The organism is Roseivivax halodurans JCM 10272 (assembly GCF_000521785.1).
In the GTDB taxonomy this organism is placed as follows: domain Bacteria; phylum Pseudomonadota; class Alphaproteobacteria; order Rhodobacterales; family Rhodobacteraceae; genus Roseivivax; species Roseivivax halodurans.
In genome coordinates this window covers 1-15,283 of the sequence record NZ_JALZ01000018.1, presented here as the reverse complement: position 1 = coordinate 15,283, position 15,283 = coordinate 1, and the positions used below count along the sequence as shown (strand labels likewise).

19 protein-coding genes are annotated in these 15,283 nt (G+C 68.4%); 6 read left to right on the top strand and 13 right to left on the bottom strand.

All coding sequences use genetic code 11. The features are described 5' to 3' along the window. Positions 1–37 precede the first annotated feature (37 nt). Entirely contained in the window at positions 38–1,423 is a 1,386-nt protein-coding gene (locus tag OCH239_RS14760) for a leucyl aminopeptidase family protein (RefSeq protein WP_037264274.1), read from the top strand. Beyond that, on the top strand, positions 1,420–2,250 hold the full coding sequence (locus OCH239_RS14755) for a C40 family peptidase (RefSeq protein ID WP_244430364.1): 831 nt from the start codon (positions 1,420–1,422) through the stop codon (positions 2,248–2,250). Before OCH239_RS14760 ends, OCH239_RS14755 begins: the two co-directional genes overlap by 4 nt. A gap of 6 nt (positions 2,251–2,256) precedes the next feature. Here OCH239_RS14755 and OCH239_RS14750 read toward each other — a convergent pair whose 3' ends face one another. The 3 genes from OCH239_RS14750 to OCH239_RS14740 form a co-directional block, all read right to left on the bottom strand. After that, positions 2,257–2,595 (bottom strand): DUF2794 domain-containing protein, encoded by a 339-nt coding sequence (locus OCH239_RS14750; RefSeq protein ID WP_051489502.1) that lies wholly within the window; start codon positions 2,593–2,595, stop codon positions 2,257–2,259. 51 nt (positions 2,596–2,646) lie between these two features. Continuing rightward, positions 2,647–4,305: a Y-family DNA polymerase gene (locus OCH239_RS14745; RefSeq protein ID WP_037264265.1), complete on the bottom strand. Its 1,659-nt coding sequence runs from the start codon at positions 4,303–4,305 to the stop codon at positions 2,647–2,649. A gap of 133 nt (positions 4,306–4,438) precedes the next feature. Beyond that, positions 4,439–4,849 (bottom strand): DUF4864 domain-containing protein, encoded by a 411-nt coding sequence (locus OCH239_RS14740; protein ID WP_037264263.1) that lies wholly within the window; start codon positions 4,847–4,849, stop codon positions 4,439–4,441. A gap of 102 nt (positions 4,850–4,951) precedes the next feature. On the opposite strand from OCH239_RS14740, the gene OCH239_RS14735 reads away from it, so the two are divergent. After that, positions 4,952–5,848, top strand: a complete 897-nt coding sequence (locus OCH239_RS14735; RefSeq protein WP_037264260.1) for a CHAD domain-containing protein — start codon at positions 4,952–4,954, stop codon at positions 5,846–5,848. 111 nt (positions 5,849–5,959) lie between these two features. Here OCH239_RS14735 and OCH239_RS14730 read toward each other — a convergent pair whose 3' ends face one another. Then, complete coding sequence (locus OCH239_RS14730; RefSeq protein ID WP_037264259.1) at positions 5,960–7,537, bottom strand: lysine--tRNA ligase; 1,578 nt, start codon at positions 7,535–7,537, stop codon at positions 5,960–5,962. Between the two features lie 128 nt (positions 7,538–7,665). Here OCH239_RS14730 and OCH239_RS14725 point away from each other — a divergent pair, with 128 nt between their 5' ends. Beyond that, positions 7,666–8,091 (top strand): tellurite resistance TerB family protein, encoded by a 426-nt coding sequence (locus OCH239_RS14725; protein ID WP_037264257.1) that lies wholly within the window; start codon positions 7,666–7,668, stop codon positions 8,089–8,091. Positions 8,092–8,176: 85 nt separating this feature from the next. On the opposite strand, the gene OCH239_RS14720 is transcribed toward OCH239_RS14725, so the two are convergent. The 5 genes from OCH239_RS14720 to mbfA form a co-directional block, all read right to left on the bottom strand. Then, positions 8,177–8,797 (bottom strand): HAD family hydrolase, encoded by a 621-nt coding sequence (locus OCH239_RS14720; RefSeq protein ID WP_037264254.1) that lies wholly within the window; start codon positions 8,795–8,797, stop codon positions 8,177–8,179. Then, entirely contained in the window at positions 8,794–9,264 is a 471-nt protein-coding gene (locus OCH239_RS14715; protein ID WP_037264251.1) for a YaiI/YqxD family protein, read from the bottom strand. Before OCH239_RS14715 ends, OCH239_RS14720 begins: the two co-directional genes overlap by 4 nt. Next, positions 9,261–10,091, bottom strand: coding sequence for an S-formylglutathione hydrolase (gene fghA, locus OCH239_RS14710; RefSeq protein WP_037264248.1), 831 nt, complete (start codon positions 10,089–10,091; stop codon positions 9,261–9,263). The genes OCH239_RS14715 and fghA overlap by 4 nt, the downstream gene beginning before the upstream one ends. Before the next feature lie 62 nt (positions 10,092–10,153). After that, a complete protein-coding gene (locus OCH239_RS14705; RefSeq protein WP_037264244.1) occupies positions 10,154–11,080 on the bottom strand; it encodes an AEC family transporter in 927 nt (308 codons plus the stop codon). Positions 11,081–11,193: 113 nt separating this feature from the next. Then, complete coding sequence (gene mbfA, locus OCH239_RS14700) at positions 11,194–12,168, bottom strand: iron exporter MbfA (RefSeq protein WP_037264243.1); 975 nt, start codon at positions 12,166–12,168, stop codon at positions 11,194–11,196. A gap of 167 nt (positions 12,169–12,335) precedes the next feature. Here mbfA and OCH239_RS22720 point away from each other — a divergent pair, with 167 nt between their 5' ends. Further along, positions 12,336–12,494 (top strand): hypothetical protein, encoded by a 159-nt coding sequence (locus OCH239_RS22720; protein ID WP_157577884.1) that lies wholly within the window; start codon positions 12,336–12,338, stop codon positions 12,492–12,494. Between the two features lie 65 nt (positions 12,495–12,559). Beyond that, positions 12,560–13,177 (top strand): TetR/AcrR family transcriptional regulator, encoded by a 618-nt coding sequence (locus OCH239_RS14695; RefSeq protein ID WP_037264242.1) that lies wholly within the window; start codon positions 12,560–12,562, stop codon positions 13,175–13,177. 13 nt (positions 13,178–13,190) lie between these two features. Here the strand turns inward: OCH239_RS14695 and OCH239_RS14690 are convergent, their stop codons facing one another. The 4 genes from OCH239_RS14690 to OCH239_RS14675 form a co-directional block, all read right to left on the bottom strand. After that, a complete protein-coding gene (locus OCH239_RS14690; RefSeq protein ID WP_037264241.1) occupies positions 13,191–13,904 on the bottom strand; it encodes an NYN domain-containing protein in 714 nt (237 codons plus the stop codon). A gap of 15 nt (positions 13,905–13,919) precedes the next feature. Next, the gene (locus tag OCH239_RS14685; protein WP_037264240.1) at positions 13,920–14,411 is read right to left on the bottom strand and encodes a GNAT family N-acetyltransferase; all 492 of its coding nucleotides are present in this window, start codon (positions 14,409–14,411) and stop codon (positions 13,920–13,922) included. Further along, positions 14,404–14,805, bottom strand: a complete 402-nt coding sequence (locus OCH239_RS14680; RefSeq protein WP_037264239.1) for an ACT domain-containing protein — start codon at positions 14,803–14,805, stop codon at positions 14,404–14,406. Before OCH239_RS14680 ends, OCH239_RS14685 begins: the two co-directional genes overlap by 8 nt. Positions 14,806–14,809: 4 nt before the next feature. Beyond that, the coding region (locus OCH239_RS14675) for a zinc-binding dehydrogenase (protein ID WP_037264238.1) at positions 14,810–15,283 on the bottom strand (474 nt) is incomplete at its 5' end.

The window sequence follows — 15,283 nt, the reverse complement described above, 5'->3', positions numbered from 1 at the left end:
ATAGTGTTGCGGCCGACACCGAAACCGAGAGAGCCCGATGCCCCTGACCTTCGCCGCTGATACTGACGATGCCCTGCCGCTCCACGTGATCGAGGAAGGCGGGCGTGACGCCTGGCTCGAAGACGCGCCGGACCGGGTGAAGGCCTGGGTGAGCGCCTCCGCGTTCACCGGCGGCATCGGGCAGGCGCTGCTCGTACCGGGCGAAACCGGCGCGCCGGAGGCGGCGCTTGCCGGCTACGGCACTGCCGCCCAACGTGCGCGCCTGCGCTTTCCACTTGCGGCGGCCCTGCCGGGGCTCGGAACCCAGACCTACCGGATCGCGTCCGGCCTGCCCGCCGATGCGGTCGAGCGCGAGACGCTGGGCTGGCTGTTCTCCGGGTACGGGTTCTCGCGTTACCGCGACCAGACGCCGAAGGGACCGTCGCTCGTCGCGCCGGAGGGCATCGACGCTGAACGGCTGGAGGTGCTGGGCGCGGCCGAGACGCTGATCCGGGATCTCGTCAACACGCCGGCTTCGGATATGGGGCCCGAGGCGCTGGAACGCGCCGCACGCGAACAGGCGGACCTCTTCGGCGCGTCGATCGAGGTCACGACCGGCGCGGCGCTTCTGGAGAAGAATTTCCCGATGATCCACGCGGTCGGGCGCGCCGCGGCGCAGGAGCCCCGCCTCATCGACATGAGCTGGGGCAGCGAGGGTCCGCGGCTCACGCTCGTCGGCAAGGGCGTGTGTTTCGACACGGGCGGGCTGAACCTCAAGCCAGGCAGTTCCATGGGCCTCATGAAGAAGGACATGGGCGGCTCCGCCAACGTCCTCGGTCTCGCGCATGCGATCATGGCGCTGGGGCTCAAGCTGCGGCTGCGGGTGCTGATCCCGGCGGTGGAGAACTCGGTTTCGGCCGACAGCTTCCGTCCGCAGGACATCCTGACCTCTCGCAAGGGCCTGACGGTCGAGATCAACAACACCGATGCCGAGGGGCGGCTGGTCCTCGCTGATGCGCTGGCGCTTGCCGACGAGGCCAAGCCGGACCTCATCCTGTCGATGGCGACGCTCACCGGCGCGGCGCGCGTGGCGGTGGGCCCCGATCTCGCGCCGTTCTATGCCACGGAGGACAGGATCGCCGAGGCGATCACGGCGGCGTCCGGACCCGCGGCCGATCCGGTCTGGCGGATGCCCTACCACGAGCCCTACGAGGCGATGATCGAGCCCGGGATCGCCGATCTCGACAACGCGCCGTCGGGCGGTTTCGCGGGTTCGATCACCGCGGCGCTGTTCCTGCGCCGCTTCGTGACCGAGACGCCCGCCTACGCGCATTTCGACATCTTTTCCTGGCAGCAGACCTCTGTGCCCGGGCGCTCGAAGGGTGGCTTCGGACAGGGACCGCGCGCGATCCTCGGGGCGCTGCCGGACCTTCTGGGGCTCTGATGGACCGCCGCACCACGCCCGCCAATGCACGCGTCGCCGCCGCTTATCTGCGCGGCAAACTGGCCGCGATGTCCTATGTCGAAGGCACTCCGGCGCGGGTGACGGCGCCGGTGGCCGATCTCGATTATTCGCCCGAGGGCCCGCGGGACCGTCAGGTTCTCATGGGGGCCGCTCTCACGATATACGAGCGGGTCGGGCGACACGCCTTCGTGCAGGCGGAGGCAGACGAGTACGTCGGCTACGTCCGTGCCGACGCGATCGGCGTGTCGCCAGCCCCGACGCACCGCGTCAGCGCACGGGCGACGCATGTCTATCCCGAGCCGGATATGAAGGTCACCGAGCGGATGAGCCTGTCGCTCGGCAGCCTCGTGACGATGACGGGCGAGCGGAAGCGCTTTGCCGAGACGCCGCTCGGCTTCATCCCCCTCCAGCACCTGCGGGCGGCGGACGACTTTGAGACCGATCCGGTAACCGTGGCGGAGCGGCTGATCGGAACGCCCTATCTCTGGGGCGGCAACTCGGCTTTCGGGATCGACTGCTCGGGGCTCGTCCAGATCGGGTGCCAGGCCTGCGGGATCCCTTGCCCGGGCGACAGCGATCTGCAGGAGGCCGCGATGGGCGAGGCGCTGGATGCTGAGGCCGAACTCAGGCGGGGCGACCTTCTGTTCTGGAAGGGCCATGTCGGCTGGATGGCCGATGGCAAGACGCTGCTTCACGCCAATGCCCATGCCATGGCTGTCGCCTACGAGCCGGTCGAGGGTGCGATCGAACGGATCCGCACGCAGGGGGACGGGCCGGTCACCCGGCGGGCGCGGCTCGCGCTCTGACGCTGCTCAGTCGACCGCGCGGATCAGCTTGCGTTCGAGCACGCGCAGCACCATCCGCAGGTCGTGCCCCCGCTTGAGGATCTGGCCGTCCATGCCGACGACCACGTATTGCCCCTGCCGATTGCGCAGCTTGGGGCGCTTTTCGATCCGGTAGAGCGGCTGCTCGGCCGCGCGGCGGAAGATCGAGAAGACCGCGGCATCCCTGAGCGCGGAGATGGCGTAGTCGCGCCATTCGCCGGCGGCGACCATGCGGCCGTAGAGCGAGAGGATCTGGTTCAGCTCCGGACGCTGGAACATCACCGTGTCGGGGCCGGGCGTGGCGGGAAATGGGGTAAGCGACGTCATTGCTCCAAGAATTGCGCGCGTGGGGCCCTGAAATCAAGTAACGCGCGGCGCTCAGGCAAAGGCGCCGTGGCAGAACCAGCCGGGCGACATCGCGGCGCCGTGGGCGTAGTAGAGCCAGAGCCGGTCGCCTGCATCTGTCTGCACCCGCCAGTAGTCGCGCTGGCCGCTGCGCCAGTCGGGGTCGTCGAGCCACCATTCGGGCGCGATCCGCTCGGGGCCTTCCCCCCAGGCGAGCGCGAGATCGCGGCCGCGCCAGCGGATGCGTCGCGGTAGGGCCGGGCTGTCGCCTGTGCCGATGAGCGGTTCGGGCCGCCAGAGCATCAGAGGCCTTGGGCGAGGGCGCCGGGGCCAGAAAATGGCGGGATCGGACCAGGCGGCGGCCAGCACCGTCGCCCCCTTTTCGGGAATGTGGCTCTCGGCGGGGTGGACGCGGGTGATCGCCTCCATCCCGAGCCGTGCGCCGAGCCGCCCGATCAGGTCGTCGATCCCGCCCCCGGCTCTCAGCCGCTCGGCGACGGCGCGGCCCGCCTCGAGATGGCCAATCTTGTCGCGCAGCTGCAGCGGCTCGTGCACCAGCGCTTCGAGTCGGAGCATGTCGATGCCGAAGCCCGCGTCGATCTCGGCCGCCTTCATGGCGAGAAGCGTGCGCAGCCGGTCCTCGGCCGCCGAAGGACGCGCGAGGCCGACATGCCGCCATTCCATGCTCTGGTCGGTGCGGTGCGCTTCGAGCCGCAGGGTGCGCGCGCCGCGCCCGGCGCGCTCGAGCCGCTGGCAGAGGCGGGGGAGCATGCACGAGAGCGCCGCCATCACGTCCTCCTCGAGGCCGATCGGATCCGGGAGCGTCATCCGCACGGCGAAGCGCTCAGGCGCGGTGGCGGGCGAGATGGGCTCGGGCGCGGCCCCGGTCGCCTGGTCGAGCCGGAGCACGAGACCGGTGCCGAAGCGGCGTGCGAGCGTGGCGCGGGGCTGGCCGGTCAGATCGCCGATGCGCCGCAGGCCGAGCCGGGCGAGCGCCTCCACCGTCTCGGGCGGCAGACGCAGGGCGGCGACGGGAAGGGGACCCAGCGCGGACCGGGCGGTGCCCGGCGCGGCGATGCGCGCGGCCGCAGCCCGGGAGCCTGTATGCACCGGGGTCGCTCCGCCCCGCTCCCAGTGCCGCCGCTTGCCGGCCCGCGCCCGGGTCGCCCGCGCCTCCTGGTCGATCGCGTCGCCAGAGCGGTGCGAGGCTGCGCCGCTTCCGGCATAGCGCGCCAGCGCCCAGGCGGCGCCGAGCGTGTCGGCGATCCCGGCGCGCACGGTCAGGTGTAGATCGGCGCAATCCTGTTCGACCTGCGCGAGCAGCGCCGTCTCGCCGCCGAAGAGATGCGCGCAGCCGGTGAGGTCGATCACCAGCGCCTCGGGCGCCTCCGGGGCGACCCAGGGAGAGAACTTGCCCGCCCAGCGGTGCAGGGTGTTCAGGAACGCCGCGATGCGGTGCGGGGCCTCGGGGCGGGTGACCAGATCGGCGCAGACCGCATGGGCGTCGCGCAGCGGCTGGCCGCGGTAGAGCCCCGCCTCGGAGGCGGCGAGGGACAGCGACGAGAGGAACTGCGCGTTGCCCTCCTCGCGCACGAGCGCGAAGGGCACGCTTTCGAGGCCGGGATCGAGGCGCATGGCCTGTTCGGCCCCAAGGCGCGGAAACCAGAGGGAGAGGATGCGGCGGTTGGTCATGTCGGATCAAAGTGGCAGCTTTGTTCACCCTGTGTTCTAGCTTGCCACCATCGCGGAGTCGACCCGCGATCAGCCGGAAGGACCGTCATCACCTGCGAGAAAGAGCGCCGATCACGAACCGGCGTGGTCGGGATCAGGCGGCGAAGCCCTGCTGATCGAGGATGCGAACGCCACCGATGCGCCAGGCGCCGTCCACCTCGCGCATCTCGTAGTCGAGCACATGGACGATGCCGCGGGAATCCTGCACGAGCACCTCCTGCCAGAGCTGGCCGGCCTCTTCGCGCAGTTCGCCGAAGCTCACCTGGCCCGGCCGCCAGACCATCGGGTAGCCCTGTTCGACCATGGTTCCGAAGTTCTGGGGCGTGCGGAAGAGCGACTGGATGCCCGGTGCGGCGAAATCGAAGGCGCTTTCCACATCGCTGTCGCGGAAGGCCTGCATCTGGCCGGAGATCACGGCCTCGATCTCGGGATCGGTGGCGCGCTCCTGCGCGAAGGACAGGCCGGGCACGGCCAGCGCTATGCAGAATATGAGGGGGCGGAGCATGGCGGGACCTCCCTTGTCGTTGCGTCACCCTGTGGGCAAGATGACGCGCGTGGGCGATCCGGCAAGGGAACGCGGCCCAGGGAGACGCGGTTTGAGGTGATCATGGGGTACAAGCTCAAGACAGACGATCCAGATCTCGCGCAGGGTCTCCGCCGGGTGGCGGCAGAGCAGCTCGACGGGGCGCTCGACGCTCTCGAAGGCCGGGGCGATCCCGACGTGCACGAGGCGGTGCACGACGCGCGCAAGCGCTGCAAGAAGCTGCGCGGGCTGATCCGGCTCTATCGCGGGGCCTTCCCGGGCTACAAACCCGAGAACAAGGCCCTCCGCGACGCCGCGCGCCACCTGTCGGATCTGCGCGACAAGACGGCGATGATCGAGACCTACGACCGCATCATGGAGCGCTATGGCGACACGCTGAACCGGTCCGCCTTTGCCCCGCTCCGGGCCGGGTTCACCCGCGACCGTACGGCGGCCGGGGAGGGGGGCGATCTGGCGGACCGCCGGGCCGCGATGGCCGAGGCGCTGCGGGCAGTGCGCGGCCGCGTCGACCTCTGGGAGCTGGACGAGGCCGGGTTCGACGCGATCAGGGAGGGCATCTTCGCGAGCTACGCCCGGGCGCGGGACGCGATGGCGCCCGCCGAGGAGAGCCGCGATCCCGAGCGGCTGCACGAGTGGCGCAAGCGGGTGAAGTACCACTGGTACCACATGCGCCTTCTGTCCGAGGCGAAGTCCGAGACGGTGAAGACGCGGGAGGCCTCGACCGACGAGCTCTCCGACATCCTCGGCGACCATCACGACCTCGTGGAGTTCGCAGCCCGGCTCGACGGCGCGGCGCTCGGCGACAGGCCGGCTCGCGTCATGCGGGGGCTCGTGCGCGAGGAGACGGCGCGGCTCGAGGAGGAGGCGTTCACCCTCGGACGCGCGCTCTTCGCCCGGAAGCCGAAGAAGGTCGCGAAGGACCTGCGCAAGGCGGTCACCACGTCCTACGCCGCGGCGTGACGGGCGTCGGGGCACGCGGGCGCCACCGCCGCCGTGCGGGGATCCGCCGGAACGAGGACGCGCCACCCCGGAGGGGCGGCGCGTCGATGTCGTGACGGCGCGGCCCGGCGGTCAGCCGAGTTCCCCGTTCAGTCCGCGTTCGATCAGCGCCACGGTCTCGTCGATGCCGTAGAGCGCTACGAACCCGCCGAAGCGCGGGCCCTGGCTCGCGCCGAGCAGCACCTCGTAGAGCGCCTTGAACCAGTCGCGCAGCGGATCGAAGCCGTGCTCCTTGCCGACGGCGAACACGATGGTCTGCAGCGTCTCGTCGTCCTGCGAGCCCTCGTGCGCCTGCAGCCGCGCGGCGAGATCGCGCATCGCCGCCGCCTCCTTCTCGTCGGGCTCCCGGAAAACCTTGTGGGGCTTCACGAAATCCTCGTAGTAGCGGACCGCGAAGCCGGCCGCGGCGTCGAGATCTGGATTGCCCTCGGGCGAGGCATCGGGCGCATAGCGGATGATGAAGCCCCAGAGCGTCTCCTTATCCTCGGCGCCCGACACGCTCGCGAGGTTCAGCAGCATCGCGAAGGACACGACCATCGTGGAGGCGGGCACGTTGTGGCCGTGGACGTGGTAGACCGGATTGGCGAGGCGCTTCTCCGCGTCCTGATCCGCGTAGGCGCGCAGCTGCTGGTGGTACTCGTCGACGGTCTTGGGGATCACGTCCCAGGACAGGCGCTTGGCCGTCTTGGGCTTCTGGTACATGTAATAGCCGAGGCTCTCGGTCGAGGCGTAGGTCAGCCATTCGTCGATCGTCAGGCCATTGCCCTTTGACTTCGAGATCTTCTCGCCCTTCTCGTCGAGGAAAAGCTCGTAGGTGAAGTGCTCGGGCTTGCGGCCGCCGAGGATCTCGCAGATCCGGTCGTAGATCGGCGTGTTGGTCGAGTGATCCTTGCCGTACATCTCGAAATCGACGTCAAGCGCGGCCCAACGGGCGCCGAAATCGGGCTTCCACTGCAGCTTCACGTTGCCCCCGGTCACGGGCAGTGTCCATTCGCGCCCCGACTCGTCGTCGAAGGTGACGGTGCCCTCCTTGGCGTCCACGTGCTTGATCGGGACGTAGAGCACGCGGCCCGTCTCGGGATGGATAGGCAGGAAGATCGAGTAGGTCTGCTGGCGCTCCTCGCGCAGCGACTTAAGCATGACCTCCATCAACGCATCGTAGCGCTCGGCGGCGCGCAGCAGCGTCTCGTCGAACCGGCCCGAGCGATAGTAATCGGTGGCCGAGACAAATTCGTACTCGAAGTCGAACGCGTCGAGGAAGGCACGCAGACGCGCGTTGTTATGGTGGCCGAAGCTCTCGTGCGTGCCAAAGGGGTCGGGCACGTCGGTCAGGGGCTTCTGCAGATGCGCCTTCAGGCCCTCGGGATCGGGCACGTTGTCGGGCACCTTGCGCATCCCGTCCATGTCGTCCGAAAAGCAGATCAGCCGCGTCGGGATGTCCGAGATCACCTCGAAGGCGCGGCGGATCATCGTCGTGCGCGCGACCTCGCCAAAGGTGCCGATATGCGGCAGGCCAGAGGGGCCGTAGCCCGTCTCGAACAGCACGTGGCCCTTCTCGGGCGGACCGCTCTCGTAGCGTTTGAGCACCCGGCGCGCCTCTTCGAACGGCCAGGCCTTCGAATTCATCGCCGCATCGCGCAGATCGGACATTGCACCAAGGCTCCTGTCAGGGTCGGAAACGCGGCTCTCCGCCGCACGGGGCTCCCTATTGCGGGGGGTGTTCCGGGTCAATAACGTCGCCCGCGACAGATGACAGCCAAACCGGAGATCCGAGCCCCATGACCGACAGCATCGAACATGCTATGAGCCCGCAGGATTGCCTCGTCGCCCTCATGATCGCGGTGTCGGCCTCGGACGAGAACATCCGCACGACGGAGCTTCTGAAGATCGAATCCGCGGTGGCCATCCTGCCGATCTTCGACGGCTACGACACAGACCGGATCAAGGCGATGTCGACGCTGATCTTCGACCTCTTCGACCAGGAGGACGGGCTCGACGCGCTCTTCGGCCTACTGCGCGCGCATCTGCCCGAGCGGCTGAACGAGACCGCCTACGCGCTCGCCTGCGACGTGGCCGCTGCCGACGGCTCGCTGGCCGACACCGAGATCCGCCTGCTCGAGGAGATCCGCGACGAGCTGTCGCTCGACCGCCTGCACGCGGCGGCGATCGAACGGGGCGCGCGGGCGCGGCATCTGCGCGCGTAAAAGCCCGGCCGGAGCGCGAGTTGCGATCTGCGGAGCCTCCGGCGGGGATATTTCGATCAAGAAGAAGGCGGATCGCGTCCGGGGATCAGCGGGCGGCCGCTTCGGTCAGCAGGCCTTCGGCGACGAGGCGCCGCGCCCAGCCTTCGGGGCCGTCGAAGTGGTGGGTCTGCCAGCCGCGCGCCGCGGCGGTGGCGATGTTGTCGGTGCGGTCGTCGGTGAAGAGCAGGGCGCCCGGAGCGATGCCGCAATCGGCCTCCATCGCGGCGAAAATGTCGGCATCGGGCTTGGCCAGTCCCATGTGGCCCGAGATGTAGCGGCGGTCGAACTCGCCAAGGAAAGGCCATTGTGGCTCGGCGAGCGCGAAGGTTCCGATGCCGAAGTTCGAGAGCGCGAAGACCGGCGTGCCGCCCGAACGGAGCGCGCGCAGGAGGCGTACGGAATGCGGGATCTCGGGGCCCGCGAGCTTGAGCCATGAATCGTGCCAAAGGCGGATCTCGTCGGACCAGTCCGGATAGGCTCCGGCGGTCTCGTAGACCATGGCGCGGAAGTCGTGCCCACGGTCTATACGGTCGTTCATGTCGTGCAGGTCGACCTCGGCGAAGAGCCGCTCGCGCGCCTCGCGGCCGATGACCGCGTCGAAATGGCGCTCGGGCTGCCATTCGATCAGCACGTTTCCGATGTCGAAGACGACGGCTTCGATGCTCATTTTGCGCCTCCTGCGCGGGACCGCAGCGCCGCGCGCATCTCGCGTTCGAGCGCGTCGAGAAAGCGCGAGCGGTCCGCCTTGGTAAAGCCCGGGCCGCCGCCCTGGCGGAACGGGTCGGCGGCGCGCAGGTCGGTCATGAGATCGCGCGTGGCGAGCGCCTGACCAACATTGCGCGCATCGAGCGCGTCTCCGTTCGGTTTGAGGACGCGGGCGCCCCCCTCGACGCAGCGCGCGGCAAGGGGGATGTCCTGCGTCACCACGATGTCGCTCTCCCCCGCGCGTTCGGCGATCCACATGTCGGCGGCGTCGGGGCCCTCGGGCACGACGACCATCTCGACCAGCGGATTGCTCGAGGGGCGGATGCCGCCGTTCGAGACCATGCGCACCGGCACCTTGTGGCGCGTCGCCACGCGCTCGGCCTCGGCCTTCACCGGGCAGGCATCGGCGTCGATGTAGAGCACCGTCACCCGTGGAGCGCCTCGGCATGGAAGGCGACGTGCTCCTCCATGAAGGTCGACATGAAGAAGTAGCTGTGATCGTAGCCCTTCTGCAGCCGGAGCTGGCCGGGCTGGCGGCGGGCGGCCATCGCCTCGGCAAGCGCCTCGGGCTTCAGGAGATCGACGAAGTTGTCGTCGGTGCCCTGATCGATCAGCACCGGGCCGTTAAATCCGCGCTCGCGCATCAGGAGCGTCGCATCGTGCTCCTTCCAGGTGGCCTCGTCCTCGCCGAGATAGGCTTTGAACTGCTTGCGGCCCCAGTCGCTTGTGGTCGGGTGCGCGATCGGGGCGAAGGCCGAGACCGACTGGAAGCGGCCCGGAAGGCGCATCGCGGCGGTGAGCGCGCCGTGCCCGCCCATGGAATGGCCGGTGATCGACTGGCGGTCCGCATCGACCGGGAAGTGCTCGGCGAGGAGGGCGGGCAACTCGTCGGTCACGTAGTCCCACATGCGGAAATGCGGGGCCCAGGGGTCCTGCGTGGCGTTCACGTAGAAGCCCGCGCCCTTGCCGAGATCGAAGGCGTCGTCGTCGGCGACGCCCTCGCCGCGCGGGGAGGTGTCGGGAAAGCAGATCGCGATGCCGGCCTCGGCGCACCAGGCCTGCGCGCCGGCCTTGGTCATGGCGTTCTCGTGCGTGCAGGTGAGGCCCGAGAGATACCACAGGAGCGGCACCGTGCCGAACTGCGCCTTCTCCGGCAGGAAGAGCGCGAAGGTCATCTCGCAATTGGTGGACGATGCGGCGTGGCGGTAGACGCCCTGCGTGCCGCCGAAGACGCGGTTTTCCGAAACGGTTTCCATGGCGTTTCCCCTGTGGCGCTTGCGGACATAGCCGTGACGCATGGCGCGCGGCGGCGCAAGTCTCAGACAGAGACCAATGCGATGACGCCCGAGACGGTCAGGATCGACGCGGCCGTCGAGATGAGGATCGCCGCCGAGACACGCTGCGGCGCGACGCCGTAATGCTGGGCGAGGATGAAGACGTTGCCCGCGACCGGCAGCGCGGCGGCCGAGATCACGACGGATGCGTCATAGGCGCTGACCGGGAAGAGCAGCAGCGCTCCCGCGGCGACGAGAGCGGGGTGCAGCACCAGCTTGGCGAAGGACAGCCAGCCAGAGACGGCCAGCCGTTCGGCGGATTTCGACGCGAGCGAGGCGCCGATGGCGAAGAGCGCGCCGGGTGTCGCGGCATTGCCGAGGATGGTGAGGAAATCCTCGACCACGACGGGCATGGGCAGCGCGGCGGCGGAAACGCCGAGCCCGAGAACGATGGAGACGATCATGGGGTTCTTCAGAAGACCCAGGCCGACCGTGCGCAGCACGCCCGCGGACATCCGTCCGTCGCGCGATCCGGTGACGAGGATCACGAGGAGCGAGGAGAACACGATGAGGTCGATCGCGAGGACGAGGATGATTGGTCCGACCGCCTCCTGCCCGAGGAGGACCGCGAGCATCGGCACGCCGAGAAAGCCGGTATTCCCGATGGCCGCGCATTGCGCTTCGATCGCCGCGACCTCGACGCTCTGGCGCCGCCAGAACGCGACCCCGAGCGCGATGGCGTAGACGAAGGCTGTGCCCCAGAGATAGGCGGCGGCGAGATGCGCGTCGAAGATGTCGGAAAAGCTCAACGTCGCCGAGAACCGGAAGAGCATCGCCGACAGGGCGAAGTAGAACACGAACTTGGTGAGGTAGGCCGTGGCCTCCTGCGTGAAGAAGTTCGTGCGCCCGGCGCCGTAGCCGAGCGCGATCAAACCGAAGAAGGGCAATGTCTTGAGGAGGATCTCGAGCATGCCGGTTTTGGTAGCAACCTTTTCCGGAGGGTCAATCGCGGTTGGCTCCGGGTCGCGATGCCCCTCGAGACTCGGTTGCGGGCCATTCTTCCTGCCGGTTGATCACTGCGTCGTTATCCGCTTCCGATCAGCGCACCCGCGGCGAAAACCAGCGCCCCGCCCAGCACCACCTGAAAGGTCGCGCGCAGGAACGGTGTGTCCATGAAGCGGTTCTGGATCCATGCGATCGCCCAGAGCTCGACGAACACCACGACGAAGGCGGTGATCGTCGCCGTCCAGAAGTGCGGGATTAGATAGGGCAGGGCGTGCCCGAGCCCGCCCACGGCCGTCATCACCCCCGAAGCGATGCCGCGCTTGACCGGAGATCCGCGGCCCGACAACTGGCCGTCGTCTGAGGCGGCTTCGGTGAAGCCCATCGAGATGCCTGCGCCGACGCTCGCCGCGAGACCGACGAGAAACGTCGTCCAGGTGTCCTGCGTCGCGAAGGCTGTGGCGAAGATCGGTGCGAGGGTCGACACCGAACCGTCCATTAGCCCGGCAAGGCCCGGCTGCACCCAGGTGAGCAGGAATTGCCGCTTTTCGGCGTGGTCCTCCGACGCGCGGGCATCGTAGTCGAGATGCGCCTCGCTCAGGTCGGTGGCGCGGCGTTCGTGGCCCGCCTCGGCCGCGGCCAGATCCCCCAGCAGCTTGCGGGTCTCGGCATCCTGCGCGTGCGCGGCGGCTTCGCGGTAAAAGCGTTCGGCATCGGCTTCCATGCTTGCGGCCTGCTCGCGGATGCGGTCGAGCCCGAGGTTCTCCGTCAGCCAGACGGGCCGGCGGGCGTAGAAGCCCGCAACATGTTCGCGGCGGATGAGCGGAATCGTCTCTCCGAAGCGGGACTTGTGAAGGTCGATGAGGGCGCGGCGGTGCGCATCCTCTTCGGCGGCCATGCCGTCGAAGATGCGCGCACTGCTGTCGAAATCGGGGCGCAGACGCTCGGCGAAGGATCGGTAGATCCGGGCGTCATCCTCTTCCGAAGAAATCGCGAGGGCAAGAATCTCCCGCTCGCTCAGATCCTTGAAACGGCGCCGTTGGGGAAGGAAGTGCATGGCCGTACATCCGTTTTAGAACGATTCTAATCTTAGATGCCTCACGCCGTTATGCAAGCGCCTCGGCGGATGGGGCTTGCAATGTAAACCGAACTGTTTAGTTTAGTTAAAGTCGAGCGCACCGCCCGGCGCGCTTCTTACCTCACTACCGCATGGAGAACTCTATAATGCGCAGGATTATCAGCACAGCTCTCGTGGCCGCCATGCTCGCAGGCCCGGCCGCAGCGGGCGGCATCATCATCGATCTGCCCTACATGACCTTCCCCAAGACGCCGCCCAAGGCACCGCAAGCGGACACCGTAACGCGCGACAGCCAAGCGTCCTGACCCGGGGTGCCTTGCGACCCGGTCGATGCGCGCCCATAGTCGGCTCTCGACTTGAGGAGAGCTCGATGGGCGTTGACGCCGGGAAGGTCCGGAAGGGCCGGAAATACGACCAGGTGATCGGCGGCGCCCGCGATATCTTTCTCCGCGAGGGATTCGAGGGCGCCAGTGTGGACGACATCGCGCGCGCCGCCGGCGTCTCCAAGGCGACGCTCTACAACTACTTCCCGGACAAGCGGCTTCTGTTCATGGAAGTCGCCACGGGCCAGTGCCATGCGCAGGCCCACGCCGTCCTGGCCCAGGTCGATCTGGCACGCCCGCCGCGCGAGGTCCTGCCGGTCGCGGCCAAAGCCTATATGCGCTTCGCGCTCTCGCCCCTGGGGACCGCCATGTTCCGGGTCGCAGTGTCCGAAGCCGCGCGCTTTCCGGAGGTCGGCGAGGAGTTCTACCGCTGCGGGCTCGGCATGGTGCGCACCTATCTCGTGGACTACCTGCAGGGCGCTGCGGAGCGCGGTGAGGTGCGGATCGACGATTTCGAGATCGCCGCGGAACAATTCGCCATGCTCTGCAAGGCGGGGCTCTGGACGCGCCGGCTCTTCGGTCTCGACCGGGACGTTCCCGACGCAGAGGTCGACCGGGTGATCGACGAGGCAGTCGAGACCTTCATGGCGCGCTTCGGCGTCTGAGCGTCGCGGCGGATCAGTCGACCCGCCGGACGAGCAACTGGTTGCCCTGCGAGCGCTTGGTCTCGAATACCTTCATCTCGGCGATGAGATCCGACAGTTTGCGCTTGCCGTAGGTCCGGGTGTCGAAATCGGGGTTCGACGCGGTGATGAACTGCCCGAGCTGGCCCAGCGGCACCCATTCGTCGTCCTGATCGATCGAATCCATCGCCTTGAAGACGAGGTTGCGCGCCTCCTCGAGGTTTCCGGTCTGCCGCGTCTCGCCCTTCGGCCGGTTGGTGTTCTCCGGCGCGCCGTCCATGTTCTCGAGGAAGATGAAACGCTTGCAGGCCTTCCGGAACGCCTCGGGGGTCTTCTGCATACCGATCCCGTAAACGTCGAGACCCTGCTCGCGCAGGCGGCTCGCGAGGCGCGTGAAGTCGCTGTCGGACGAGACGAGGCAGAAGCCGTCGAAGCGGCCCGAATGCATCAGGTCCATCGCGTCGATCACCAGCGCGATGTCGGAGGCGTTCTTGCCGACCGTGTTGGCCGGCTGGTGCGTCGGCACGAGGCCGAACTCGGCGGTGACCTTGGACCAGCCCGACATCTGGTTGCTCGAGAAATCGCCGTAGCAGCGCCGTACGCTCGCTTCGCCGAGACCCGCGATCTCGTCGAAGAGCGCCTTGGCGTATTTCGGCGAGGTGTTGTCGGCGTCGATCAGGACGGCGAGGAGCTTGGTGTCGTCGGGCATCGGGGCCTCCCGGGCCTAGAGTGGGCGGTGCATCACCAGCGCGTCCACCTCGCCGTGCACCGGATGGCGGAAGGCGCCGGGCAGACGGCCGACCACCGCAAAGCCGGCGCGTTCCCACGTGGCGACGGCGCGCGCGTTGGTTGCAACGACGAAGTTGAACTGCATCGCGCGGTATCCTTCGGCGCGGCCGGTGTCCAGCGCGTGCGCCAGCATGGTCCGCGCCACGCCCCGACCTTGCGCCACTGCGGCGGTGAGAAAGGAGGCGTTGCAGACATGATCACCACCGCCCTGCTGGTTGGCGCGCAGGATGTATGTCCCGATCACCTTGCCCCGGTCCTCGGCCACGAAGACGCGGTGGGCTGGCGAGGTCCAGTAGGCCAGCGCGTCCTCGCGGCTGATGTCGCGGGGCATCGTGTAGGTCTCGCCCGCGCGGAAGACCGGCTCCATGATCGCCCAGAGGGAGACCTCGTCCGCTGCCATGGCGGGGCGGATCGCGAGCTCAGTCATCGGCCTTGCGCTGCAGTGTCTCGAGCACCGCAAGGGCGTCCTGAGCGCGGTCGGCAGGCACGAAGATGTGGTCGTGGTGGAACGCCGCCACGACGTTGCAGGGGATCCCGTACCGGGCGAGTGCCTCGGCCACGGCGGCGGTGAGCCCGACCCCGTTAAGCGCCGATTCGACTGCAAGCGTGATCTGCCGCATCGGCAGGTCGGTTGCGAGCCCCGCGTCGCGCGCCGAGGCTTCCGGAACGATCAGGGTCAGACCCTCGTCCTCGTGAAAGAAGCCGCGGGCCTGCGCCGCGAGCTCGGGATCCTCCGACACCACGAAGACCCAGCGCCCGGGTCTCAGCTCCGGGCGAAGGTGTCGCAGCATCTCGTCGCGGTCGCGAAGAGCGTCGGCCATGGGCTCAGAACGTGACGACGGCGCGGATGGACTTTCCCTCGTGCATGAGGTCGAAGCCCTCGTTGATCTTCTCGAGCGGCAGGGTGTGGGTGATCATCGGATCGATCTCGATCTTGCCGTCCATGTACCAGTCGACGATCTTCGGAACGTCCGTGCGGCCCTTGGCGCCGCCGAAGGCCGTGCCCTTCCAGACCCGCCCCGTGACCAGCTGGAAGGGCCGCGTCGAGATCTCGGCCCCCGCCGGCGCGACGCCGATGATGATGCTCTCGCCCCAGCCCTTGTGGGCCGATTCCAGCGCCGTGCGCATGACGCCCACGTTGCCGGTCGCATCGAAGGTGTAGTCTCCGCCGCCGCCGGTCAGCTCGACGAGATGCGCCACGAGATCGCCCTCGACCTCCTTGGGGTTCACGAAATCGGTCATGCCGAAGCGCCGCGCCATCTCGACCTTCTCGGGGTTGAGATCGACGCCGACGATCTG

Excerpts from the sequence above, each read along its gene's own strand:
- OCH239_RS14760 (WP_037264274.1), top strand. The coding sequence starts at position 38 with ATGCCCCTGACCTTCGCCGCTGATACTGACGATGCCCTGCCGCTCCAC.
- OCH239_RS14750 (WP_051489502.1), bottom strand. The coding sequence starts at position 2,595 with ATGACGTCGCTTACCCCATTTCCCGCCACGCCCGGCCCCGACACGGTG.
- OCH239_RS14745 (WP_037264265.1), bottom strand. The coding sequence starts at position 4,305 with ATGACCAACCGCCGCATCCTCTCCCTCTGGTTTCCGCGCCTTGGGGCC.
- OCH239_RS14740 (WP_037264263.1), bottom strand. The coding sequence starts at position 4,849 with ATGCTCCGCCCCCTCATATTCTGCATAGCGCTGGCCGTGCCCGGCCTG.
- OCH239_RS14735 (WP_037264260.1), top strand. The coding sequence starts at position 4,952 with ATGGGGTACAAGCTCAAGACAGACGATCCAGATCTCGCGCAGGGTCTC.
- OCH239_RS14730 (WP_037264259.1), bottom strand. The coding sequence starts at position 7,537 with ATGTCCGATCTGCGCGATGCGGCGATGAATTCGAAGGCCTGGCCGTTC.
- OCH239_RS14725 (WP_037264257.1), top strand. The coding sequence starts at position 7,666 with ATGACCGACAGCATCGAACATGCTATGAGCCCGCAGGATTGCCTCGTC.
- OCH239_RS14720 (WP_037264254.1), bottom strand. The coding sequence starts at position 8,797 with ATGAGCATCGAAGCCGTCGTCTTCGACATCGGAAACGTGCTGATCGAA.
- fghA (WP_037264248.1), bottom strand. The coding sequence starts at position 10,091 with ATGGAAACCGTTTCGGAAAACCGCGTCTTCGGCGGCACGCAGGGCGTC.
- OCH239_RS14705 (WP_037264244.1), bottom strand. The coding sequence starts at position 11,080 with ATGCTCGAGATCCTCCTCAAGACATTGCCCTTCTTCGGTTTGATCGCG.
- mbfA (WP_037264243.1), bottom strand. The coding sequence starts at position 12,168 with ATGCACTTCCTTCCCCAACGGCGCCGTTTCAAGGATCTGAGCGAGCGG.
- OCH239_RS22720 (WP_157577884.1), top strand. The coding sequence starts at position 12,336 with ATGCGCAGGATTATCAGCACAGCTCTCGTGGCCGCCATGCTCGCAGGC.
- OCH239_RS14695 (WP_037264242.1), top strand. The coding sequence starts at position 12,560 with ATGGGCGTTGACGCCGGGAAGGTCCGGAAGGGCCGGAAATACGACCAG.
- OCH239_RS14690 (WP_037264241.1), bottom strand. The coding sequence starts at position 13,904 with ATGCCCGACGACACCAAGCTCCTCGCCGTCCTGATCGACGCCGACAAC.
- OCH239_RS14685 (WP_037264240.1), bottom strand. The coding sequence starts at position 14,411 with ATGACTGAGCTCGCGATCCGCCCCGCCATGGCAGCGGACGAGGTCTCC.
- OCH239_RS14680 (WP_037264239.1), bottom strand. The coding sequence starts at position 14,805 with ATGGCCGACGCTCTTCGCGACCGCGACGAGATGCTGCGACACCTTCGC.